Origin of the sequence: Pantoea sp. 18069 (assembly GCF_902706035.1) — a bacterium.
Taxonomy (GTDB): domain Bacteria; phylum Pseudomonadota; class Gammaproteobacteria; order Burkholderiales; family Burkholderiaceae_C; genus Comamonas.
In genome coordinates this window covers 1-2,942 of sequence record NZ_CACSJA010000073.1, presented here as the reverse complement: position 1 = coordinate 2,942, position 2,942 = coordinate 1, and the positions used below count along the sequence as shown (strand labels likewise).

Below are 2,942 nucleotides of genomic sequence, written 5' to 3'. Positions count from 1 at the left end.
ACACCGCAAGGTGAAGTGACCGTGACGTATACACCGGGCAATGGCACGGACGCCCCCACCATCACCTACGAATACGAACTCAAGACCCCGGTAGACGACACCAGCAAGTCGCCCACCGATGAGTTCGACGTGACGGTGACCGACAAGGACGGCGACAGCACCACGGTAACCGTGGTCGTGGACATCACCGACGATGTACCGGAAGCCTCCAACGACACCGCCACCGTAGACAACGGCAGCAACACCGCCACCGGCAATGCCCTGGGCAATGACACCCTGGGCGCCGACCGCGATACGCTGGTCTCGGCCATCGCTTCCGACAATGTCTCCGGCAACACTGTCGTGTCCAACCCCGATGGCTCGTTCACCATCGAGGGTGAACATGGCACGCTGACAATCCAGCCCGATGGCGCGTATGAGTACGTGCGCAACAACGGCGAGCCCCTGACGGCCACCGATGTGTTCACCTACACCATCACCGACAAGGACGGTGACGCTTCCAGCGCCACCATCACCATCACCATTGCGGACCACACGCCCGTGGTGACGGACAAGGACGGCAACCCGCCCGTGCTGCTTCCTGTCGACCCGGCAGACCCCACGGGCCCGACCCGCCCCGTGATCAAGCCCGATGGCAGCGTCAGCGAAAGCGGCCTGCCCAACGGCAGCGATCCGAACTCGGACAGCAATATCACCACCGGCACCATCACCCTGGTGCCAGGTGATGACACCACCACCGTCACCATCACACCGCCTGGCGGCAGTGCAGTGACCCTGGTGCCCGACCTGCCCACCAAGATCACGACACCGCAAGGTGAAGTGACCGTGACGTATACACCGGGCAATGGCACGGACGCCCCCACCATCACCTACGAGTACGAGCTCAAGACCCCGGTAGACGACACCAGCAAGTCGCCCACCGATGAGTTCGACGTAACGGTGACCGACAAGGACGGCGACAGCACCACGGTGACCGTGGTCGTGGACATCACCGACGATGTACCGGAAGCCTCCAACGACACCGCCACCGTAGACAACGGCAGCAATATCGCCACCGGCAATGCCCTGGGCAACGACACCCTCGGCGCCGACCGCGACACCCTGGTGACCAGCGCCCAGGGTCCGCAGGACAACGCTCCCGTGGCCGTGGACCCTGCCACCGGCAAGATCACCGTAACGGGCGAGCATGGCACGCTGACCATCGCCCCCGATGGCAGCTACACCTACACCCGCAACGATGGCGAACCGCTGAACGCCACCGAGGTGTTCGACTACACCATCACCGACAAGGACGGCGACACCTCCAGCGCCACCATCACCATCACCATTGCGGACCACACGCCCGTGGTGACGGACAAGGACGGCAACCCGCCCGTGCTGCTTCCTGTCGACCCGGCAGACCCCACGGGCCCGACCCGTCCCGTGATCAAGCCCGATGGCAGCGTCAGCGAAAGCGGCCTGCCCAACGGCAGCGATCCGAACTCGGACAGCAATATCACCACCGGCACCATCACCCTGGTGCCTGGCGACGACACCACCACCGTCACCATCACACCGCCTGGCGGCAGTGCAGTGACCCTGGTGCCCGACCTGCCCACCAAGATCACGACACCGCAAGGTGAAGTGACCGTGACGTATACACCGGGCAATGGCACGGACGCCCCCACCATCACCTACGAGTACGAGCTCAAGACCCCGGTGGACAACACCAGCAAGTCACCCACCGATGAGTTCGACGTGACGGTGACCGACAAGGACGGCGACAGCACCACGGTAACCGTGGTCGTGGACATCACCGACGATGTACCGGAAGCCTCCAACGACACCGCCACCGTAGACAACGGCAGCGACACCGCCACCGGCAATGCCCTGGGCAACGACACCCTGGGCGCCGATCGCGACACCCTGGTGACCAGCGCCCAGGGTCCGCAGGACAACGCTCCCGTGGCCGTGGACCCTGCCACCGGCAAGATCACCGTAACGGGCGAGTACGGCACGCTGACCATCGCCCCCGATGGCAGCTACACCTACACCCGCAACGATGGCGAGCCCCTGACAGCTACCGATGTGTTCACCTACACCATCACCGACAAGGACGGTGACACCTCCAGCGCTTCCATCACCATCACCATTGCGGACAACACCCCCGTGGTGACGGACAAGGACGGCAACCCGCCCGTACTGGTCCCTGTGGATCCCTCGGACCCCACGGGCCCGACCCGTCCCGTGATCAAGCCCGATGGCAGCGTCAGCGAAAGCGGCCTGCCCAACGGCAGCGACCCGGACTCCGGCAGCAATATCACCACCGGCACCATCACCCTGGTGCCCGGCGATGACACCACCACCGTCACCATCACGCCGCCTGGCGGCAGTGCAGTGACCCTGGTGCCTGATCTGCCCACCAAGATCACGACACCGCAAGGTGAAGTGACCGTGACGTATACGCCCGAAGACCCGGTCGCAGGCACACCGCCCACCATCACCTACGAATACGAACTCAAGACCCCGGTAGACGACACCAGCAAGTCGCCCACCGATGAGTTTGACGTGACGGTGACCGACAAGGACGGCGACAGCACCACGGTAACCGTGGTCGTGGACATCACCGACGATGTGCCGGAAGCCTCCAACGACACCGCCACCGTAGACAACGGCAGCGACACCGCCACCGGCAACGCCCTGGGCAACGACACCCTGGGTGCCGATCGCGACACCCTGGTCTCGGCCATCGCTTCCGACAATGTCTCCGGCAACACTGTCGTGTCCAACCCCGATGGCTCGTTCACCATCGCGGGCGAACATGGCACGCTGACGATCCAGCCCGATGGCGCGTATGAGTACGTGCGCAACAACGGCGAGCCCCTGACGGCCACCGATGTGTTCACCTACACCATCACCGACAAGGACGGCGACACTTCCAGCGCTTCCATCACCATCACCAT

The 2,942-nt window shown here is 64.2% G+C and carries 1 protein-coding gene; it reads left to right on the top strand.

Going from position 1 to position 2,942, the window contains the following annotated elements; all coding sequences use genetic code 11:
* Positions 1 to 21 precede the first annotated feature (21 nt).
* Positions 22 to 2,942, top strand: a 2,921-nt coding sequence (locus GVL12_RS25550; RefSeq protein WP_200844087.1) for an Ig-like domain-containing protein, incomplete at its 3' end; no start/stop codon positions are given.